The following is a 6,858-nucleotide window of genomic DNA, read 5'->3' as shown; positions in this document are numbered from 1 at the left end:
CGGGTGCACTTCCGGGACCCGTCGTTCACCAATCTGCAGACGATGGCGGCGATGTGCGAGGGCGGCCAGGTCGCCGACGTGATCGTCGCGGTGGCGAGCATCGATCCGGTGATGGGCGGCGTGGACCGGTGAGGCTCTGACGACGGGCGCGCCGCACGGCAGGGGAGCCCGGGGAGGCGGAGCTCGTGCACCGACCAGGGCGGGCGGCGGCCGTTTCGGGCGGGTCAGCCGGGCGGGGCGGGCGACGGGTGCTTGCATGACCAGGTCGGTGCGACAGGCTCCCGCCCGAGGAGACAGGGAATGACGGACACCATCAGATCATCGGAAGGAACCGCCACCGCGAGGCGGGTGCGGCGCGGACAGGCGGTGCTGGGGTGGTTGAGCACCACCGATCACAAGGTGATCGGGAACATGTACCTGGTCACGTCGTTCGGGTTCTTCCTGTTCGCCGGACTGCTCGCGCTGCTGATGCGCGCGGAACTGGCGCGGCCGGGGCTGCAGTTGATGAGCAACCAGCAGTACAACGAGCTGTTCACCATCCACGGCACGATCATGATGCTGCTCTTCGCGACGCCGACCTTCGCCGGGTTCGCCAACGCCGTGATGCCCCTGCAGATCGGCTCACCGGACGTCGCCTTCCCCCGACTGAACGCCTTCACCTACTGGGTGTTCCTGCTGGGCGGACTGATGGTCGTCAGCGGCTTCCTGACCAGCAGCGGCGCCGCCTCGTTCGGCTGGTTCGCCTACGCGCCGCTGAACGGCCCCGTCCACAGCCCGGGCACCGGCGCCGACCTGTGGACGATGGGCCTGGCGGTGGCCGGCCTGAGCACGATCCTGGGCGCGGTCAACTTCATCACCACCATCACCTGCCTGCGGGCGCCGGGGATGACGCTGTTCCGGATGCCCGTCTTCACCTGGAACGTGCTGTTCACCTCGATCCTGGCCCTGTTCGCCTTCCCGGTCCTGACCGCCGCGCTGCTCTGCCTGGAGGCGGACCGCAAGTTCGGCGCCCACGTTTTCGACCCGGCCAACGGCGGCGCTCTGCTGTGGCAGCACCTGTTCTGGTTCTTCGGCCACCCCGAGGTCTACATCGTGGCGCTGCCGTTCTTCGGCATCGTCTCGGAGATCCTGCCCGTGTTCAGCCGCAAACCGGTCTTCGGCTACTACGGCCTGATCGGGGCCACCATCGCGATCACCGCGCTGTCCGCGGTGGTGTGGGCGCACCACATGTTCGCCACCGGCCAGGTGCTGCTGCCGTTCTTCTCGCTCGCCTCGCTGCTGATCGCCGTGCCGACCGGGGTGAAGTTCTTCAACTGGGTCGGCACCCTGTGGAACGGCTCACTGTCCTTCGAGGCGCCGATGCTGTTCTCCCTGGGCTTCCTGGTGACCTTCCTGCTCGGCGGTCTGACCGGAGTGCTGCTGGCCGCGCCGCCCATCGACTTCCACGTGACCGACAGCTACTTCGTCGTCGCCCACCTGCACTACGTGCTGTTCGGGACGGTGGTGTTCGCGACCTTCGCCGGCTTCTACTTCTGGTGGCCCAAGATCACCGGCAGGATGCTCGACGAACGCCTGGGGCGGATCCACTTCTGGCTGCTCCTGCCCGCCTTCCAGGCCACCTTCCTGGTCCAGCACTGGCTCGGCGCCCAGGGCATGCCCCGCCGGTACGCCGACTACCTCGCGACGGACGGCTTCACCACCCTCAACACCGTCTCCTCGATCGGCGCCTTCCTGCTCGGCGCCTCCGCCCTGCCGTTCCTCTACAACGTCTGGTACACCGCCCGGCACGCGCCGAAGGTCACCGAGGACGACCCGTGGGGGTACGGCCGCTCCCTGGAGTGGGCGACGTCCTGCCCGCCGCCGCGCCACAACTTCCACACCCTGCCGAGGATCCGGTCCGAGGGGCCGGCCTTCGACCTCCACCATCCGGAGCACTCCCGGCAGGCCGTCGAGGCCGGGGAGGGCGCCCGGTGAAGGCCGAGTCCTACCTGTTCGCCGGGGTCGCCGCGTTCTTCGCCGCGGCCGCCGGGGTGTACGGCTGGTTCGCGCACGAGCCCGCCGGGAAGGCCGCGCTCGTCGTCGCCTGCCTGATGTCGGCCCTGGTCGCGTTCTTCTTCTGGACCCAGCACGTCCGCCGGGGCCGGCGCCCGCAGGACCGTACGGACGCGGAGATCGTCTCCGGCGCGGGACCGCTGGAGTTCTTCGCCCCGCGCAGCTACTACCCCGCGCTCACCGCCGCCGGTCTCGCCCTGTTCGGGACCGGGGTGGTGTACGCGCTGTGGCTCGTGCTGGTGGGCGCCGGGGTGACGGCCGCCGGGGTGGTGGGCGCGATGTTCCAGTACGCCGGCCGGGACGACTGAGCGGGGTCACCCGCCGGGAACGCCGGCCCGGTCGGGCGCCGGGGCCCCTTCCGCCGTCCCCTCCTCGGGCGGCAGCTCGACCCGGTCGCGGTAGAACCAGGCGCTCAACCGACGGCGCAGCCGCTCCCGCCTGGGTGCCCCGCGCCCGGGCGGGGGCAGCGGACGCGGCATGTTGCGCACGGTCAAGGTGTAGCGGCGCCCGCTGGGCAGGGGTTCGCGTCCGGCGTGGAACGCGCCCTCGATCGCCTCGCGCACGTAGCCCGTCTCCCGGCCCCGGGTCAGTTGGTCCCGGTCGCGGGCCTGCAGTGCGAGCGCCAGGCGCTTGGCGAGCCAGAAGGCGGCGACCGGGCCCGCGAACAGCGCCACCCTCAGCACCCAGTTCAGGCCCTCCACCGGCACGTCGAGCGCGCGCGCCACCACGTCCTGACCGCCCGCCACCAGCAGCACCACGTAGAACACGAAGCCCGCGACCCCGAGCCCGGTGCGGGTGGGGCGGTTGCGGGGCCGGTCGCACAGGTGCTGCTCACCCCGCTCGCCCGTCACCCACCGCTCCAGGAAGGGGTACGCGTAGAGGCACGAGAAGAACAGCAACGGGAACAGCACGGCGGGCACCAGCGGGTTCCAGGACACCGTGTGGCCCCACAGGCCGGTCTCCGCACCCGGCATCAGCCGCAGTGCCCCCTCGATGAAGCCCATGTACCAGTCCGGCTGGGCGTCCGTGGACGCCTGGTCCGGACGGTACGGCCCGTACAGCCAGATCGGGTTGATCTGCGCGAGGGCGGCGGAGAGTGCCAGCACGCCGAAGACCATCGCCAGCAGCCCCACCGTCTGGACGGTGAACCCGGGGAACAGCGGCTTGCCGACGACGTTCCGGTTGGTGCGCCCCGGCCCCGCCCACTGGGTGTGGGTCAGGTGGAAGACCAGGATCAGGTGGGCCGTGACCAGGGCGACCAGCAGACCGGGCAGCAGCAGGATGTGCGCGCTGTAGAGCCGCGGCACGATGTCCTGCCCGGGGAGGTCGCCGCCCCACAGGAAGTAGCTCAGGTAGCTGCCGACCAGCGGCACCGAGAGGATGAAGCCCTGCGCGGTGCGCAACCCGGTGCCGGAGAGCAGGTCGTCGGGCAGCGAGTAGCCGGCGAACCCCTCGATCAGTCCCACCTGGAACAGCGTCAGGCCCACCATCCAGTTCAGCTCCCGGGGGCGGCGGAACGCCCCGGTGAAGAACACCCGCAGCAGGTGGGCACCGATGGCGGTGGTGAACAGCAGCGCGCCCCAGTGGTGGATCTGCCGGATCAGCAGTCCGCCGCGGACGTCGAAGCTGATCGCCAGGGTGGAGGAGTAGGCCGCGCTCACCCGCACGCCGTTCAAGGGGGCGTAGGTCCCGTGGTAGACCTCCTCCGCCATCGAGGGCTTGAAGAACAGCGTGAGGTACACCCCGGTGAGCAGCAGCACGACGAAGCTGTAGAGCGCCAGTTCGCCCAGCAGGAAGGACCAGTGGTCGGGGAAGATCTTGCGGACCAGCCCCTTGGCCCCGTCGAACAGCGGCAGGCGCCGGTCGAGTGCCACCGCGGCCGACTCCGCGACCCGCCCCGCCCGCCGCCGCGTCCGGGCCCTGCTCCTCGACCGCGCCATGTGCCCGCCGCCCTCCGACCGTCCCGCTCGTCCGCGTCCGTCCCGCTCGTCCGACAGACATAGCCCGGGCGGATACCGGCGGCCGTACGGCGCGCCCCTGGGCGGCGGCTGTCACCCGGACGCCGGGGCCGAGGTGGTCCAGCAGGTCTTCGTCGGGGTGCGCGGTTCAGCCCTCCAGGGCGTCCGCGATGCGGTGCAGCACACCACCGCCGGTCGGATGGCGCGGCGCGGTCTCGCGTACGGCCTGCATCCGCTCCCCCAGCTCGCTCAGTTCCTTGCGGCCCAGGGTGGCCCGCACCTTCGGGAACCAGTCGGCCTCCTCCTGCGCGATGTGGCGTTCGACGGCGTCGATCAGGACGGCGGTCTTGGCGTCGTAGCCCTCGTCGCCGGGCGACATCCGGCTCAGCTCCTCGCAGAGCAGGTCGGCTACGTGGTGCTCCTCCTTGGCCCGGTCCATCTCCTCGGCGAGGCCGGCCACCTCCTGGCGGATCCTGGGGTAGACCAGTTCGTCCTCCAGGTAGGTGTGGACGGTCAGCGCCTCGATGATCTGCTGGACCGTCCTGGCCCGCGCCGGGCCGTCGCCGTCCTGGGCCAGCCCCCGGTACTCGCGGAACAGACCGCGGACCTCCTTGTGGTCCTCCCGCAGCAGGACGATCGCGTCGTTCGACATCACAGGGCTCCTCGTCATCGGCTCCCCCCGGGAGTCCGGCGTGTCCCCCGGCAGGGCGGAGCCAAACGCGGGCCCGCGGCGGATCCGGGCCGATGGTGGATTCCGCCCGGATCCGCCGCCGGGAGGATTACCGCCCTCGATCCGGGGCAGCCGCACCGTACGTCCCGGCTCCGGAACGACCACCGGGACGGCCAGCGCCACCCACCGTGGCGACCGGTTCCCCGGCCGGCCGCCGCGGTGGGTGGGTGGCTGCGTTTGCGGCTGCGGCCAGGGTGGTCGCCTGCGGAGGTTTCCCGGCGCCACGCCCGGATAGCCGCTCCGCTGAGGACGACCCGAGGAACCCACTGAGGAGCCGAGGCTGTTATGACCGCGTTCGGATACTTCCTGTCCTGCGAGGAGTTCACCCCCGCCCAACTGGTCGACCAGGCCAGACTGGCCGAAGAGGCCGGATTCACCCGCCTCGCCATCTCCGACCACTACCACCCCTGGAACGACGCCCAGGGCAGCAGCCCCTTCGTCTGGGGCGTGATCGGCGCGCTCTCGCAGGTCACCCGGCTCCCCGTGACGACGCTGGTGACCTGCCCGACCGTCCGGATCCACCCCGCGATCGTCGCGCAGGCGGCCGCTACCGCGGACGTGCAACTGGAGGGCGGCCTACGGCTCGGCGTCGGCACCGGCGAGGCGCTCAACGAGCACGTACTGGGCGACCGGTGGCCGCCGTTCGACGTGCGGGCCCAGATGCTGGAGGAGGCCGTCACAGTGATGCGAGAACTGTTCGCCGGAGGGGTCGTCAGCCACCAGGGCACCCACTACACCGTCGAGAACGCCCAGCTCTACACCCCACCCAAGGACGGCCGGCTGCCCGTGTACGCCTCGGCGTTCGGCCCCAAGGCCGCCGAGCGGGCCGCCGGGTTCGCCGACGGACTCGTCACCATGACCCCGGACGAGGAACTGATCGGCCGCTACCGGGCCGCGGGCGGCGGCGGTCCCGTTCTCGGCGGCGTCAAGGTGTGCTGGTCGAGGGAGCGCGAGCAGGCGGTGAAGACCGTCCACCGGCTCTGGCCCAGCGAACTGCTGCCCGGCGAACTGGCCCAGGTCCTGCCCACCCCACGCCACTTCGAGCAGGCCACCGAACTGGTCACCGAGCAGATGGTCGCCTCTGCCGTGACCTGTGGCGACGACCCGCAGGAGCACGCCGACCGGCTGCTCGGCTACCGCGACGCCGGCTGCGATGAGGTGTACGTCGGCCAGATCGGCCAGGAACAGGAAGGATTCTTCGACTTCTACCGCGAGCAGGTACTGCCCCGGCTGAACTGAGCGAGCAGCTGGGCTGAGCGACCGGCTGGGCTGAGCCACCGCCCGCTCCCGGAGACGGCTCCGGGAGCGGGCGGTGGATCGCGAAGCACCGGACGCCTACCGGTCGACCGGGGGTTGCGCAAGCAGGCTCTCGTCGAGGCCGGCCAGCAGTTCGGCGGTGTCCCGGTGGACCTCGGCCGCGCCGGCGCCGAGGAGTTCCAGGGCGGAGAAGCCCCCGCTCTCGACCGCGATGCACGGAACACCGGCCCGGGCGGCGGCGGTGACGTCCCAGACGGTGTCACCGACGAACACGGCGTGCTCGGGCTCCGTCTCCGCGCGGTGCAGAGCGGCCTCGACCAGGTCCGGCGCAGGTTTGGTCGCGTCGACGTCGTCACTGACCGTGGCGGCCGCGATGACGTCGTCGGCGTCGAGCGCACGGCGCAGCACCGTGATCTCCCGTTCGGAGGCGGAGCTGGCGAGCACCACCTTCCAGCCCCGCCCGGCGCAGGCGCGCAGGAGGCGTGCTGCTCCGGGCAGCGGCGTGATCGCCGGCCAGTGGCGGGCGTAGAGGGCGTCGTGGGCCGCCGTGATCGCGTCGTCGTCGCCGTGGTCGCGGTCCTCACCGAGCACGTGGTCGAGCAGCTGGTCGGCGCCCATGCCGACGGCCCGGTGGACCCGGGCGGACGGCACGGTCCGTCCGTACTGCCGCAGCGCCTCCCACCAGGCGAGCGTGTGGAAGTACGTGGTGTCGAGCAGGGTCCCGTCGACGTCGAAGAGCGCTGCCGCAGTCCTCGTCATGGCGTCTCCCTTAAGAATGTTGGTCGGTCCGGGAGGACCGGGTGTGGCTGATGGCGTGGTTGCCCTCGATGGCTCCTGGAGAATGGCCGCCCGGTTCTCCGG

Annotated in this window: 6 protein-coding genes and 1 pseudogene; 4 read left to right on the top strand and 3 right to left on the bottom strand. The window is 71.4% G+C overall.

Going from position 1 to position 6,858, the window contains the following annotated elements:
- The 3 genes and pseudogenes from AB0F71_RS39555 to AB0F71_RS39545 all read left to right on the top strand — a co-directional run.
- A pseudogene (locus tag AB0F71_RS39555) lies at window positions 1-132 on the top strand (NADH dehydrogenase subunit D); the annotation flags it as partial.
- A 168-nt stretch (window positions 133-300) separates the two neighbouring features.
- Window positions 301-1,974, top strand: a complete 1,674-nt coding sequence (gene ctaD, locus AB0F71_RS39550) for a cytochrome c oxidase subunit I (protein ID WP_360246084.1) — start codon at window positions 301-303, stop codon at window positions 1,972-1,974.
- A complete protein-coding gene (locus AB0F71_RS39545; protein ID WP_360246081.1) occupies window positions 1,971-2,360 on the top strand; it encodes a cytochrome c oxidase subunit 4 in 390 nt (129 codons plus the stop codon). The genes ctaD and AB0F71_RS39545 overlap by 4 nt, the downstream gene beginning before the upstream one ends.
- 6 nt (window positions 2,361-2,366) lie before the next feature.
- On the opposite strand, the gene AB0F71_RS39540 is transcribed toward AB0F71_RS39545, so the two are convergent.
- Together AB0F71_RS39540 and AB0F71_RS39535 are read right to left on the bottom strand one after the other, a co-directional pair.
- Window positions 2,367-3,992, bottom strand: coding sequence for a cytochrome bc complex cytochrome b subunit (locus tag AB0F71_RS39540; protein ID WP_360246078.1), 1,626 nt, complete (start codon window positions 3,990-3,992; stop codon window positions 2,367-2,369).
- A 166-nt stretch (window positions 3,993-4,158) separates the two neighbouring features.
- Entirely contained in the window at window positions 4,159-4,662 is a 504-nt protein-coding gene (locus tag AB0F71_RS39535) for a hemerythrin domain-containing protein (protein WP_360246075.1), read from the bottom strand.
- Window positions 4,663-5,025: 363 nt separating this feature from the next.
- On the opposite strand from AB0F71_RS39535, the gene AB0F71_RS39530 reads away from it, so the two are divergent.
- Window positions 5,026-5,979 carry a TIGR03557 family F420-dependent LLM class oxidoreductase gene (locus AB0F71_RS39530; protein ID WP_360246072.1) on the top strand — a complete coding sequence of 318 codons (954 nt, stop codon included), beginning with the start codon at window positions 5,026-5,028 and terminating at the stop codon, window positions 5,977-5,979.
- Between the two features lie 96 nt (window positions 5,980-6,075).
- Here AB0F71_RS39530 and AB0F71_RS39525 read toward each other — a convergent pair whose 3' ends face one another.
- Window positions 6,076-6,756 carry an HAD family hydrolase gene (locus tag AB0F71_RS39525; RefSeq protein ID WP_360246069.1) on the bottom strand — a complete coding sequence of 227 codons (681 nt, stop codon included), beginning with the start codon at window positions 6,754-6,756 and terminating at the stop codon, window positions 6,076-6,078.
- Between the last annotated feature and the right edge of the window lie 102 nt (window positions 6,757-6,858).

Origin of the sequence: Kitasatospora sp. NPDC028055, from assembly GCF_040637885.1 — a bacterium.
GTDB lineage: Bacteria > Actinomycetota > Actinomycetes > Streptomycetales > Streptomycetaceae > Kitasatospora.
This window is presented reverse-complemented; position numbering and strand designations above follow the sequence as displayed.

Coding starts and splice junctions, on each gene's coding strand:
- AB0F71_RS39535 (WP_360246075.1), bottom strand. CDS start 4,662: ATGTCGAACGACGCGATCGTCCTGCTGCGGGAGGACCACAAGGAGGTC.
- AB0F71_RS39525 (WP_360246069.1), bottom strand. CDS start 6,756: ATGACGAGGACTGCGGCAGCGCTCTTCGACGTCGACGGGACCCTGCTC.
- AB0F71_RS39530 (WP_360246072.1), top strand. CDS start 5,026: ATGACCGCGTTCGGATACTTCCTGTCCTGCGAGGAGTTCACCCCCGCC.
- AB0F71_RS39540 (WP_360246078.1), bottom strand. CDS start 3,992: ATGGCGCGGTCGAGGAGCAGGGCCCGGACGCGGCGGCGGGCGGGGCGG.
- ctaD (WP_360246084.1), top strand. CDS start 301: ATGACGGACACCATCAGATCATCGGAAGGAACCGCCACCGCGAGGCGG.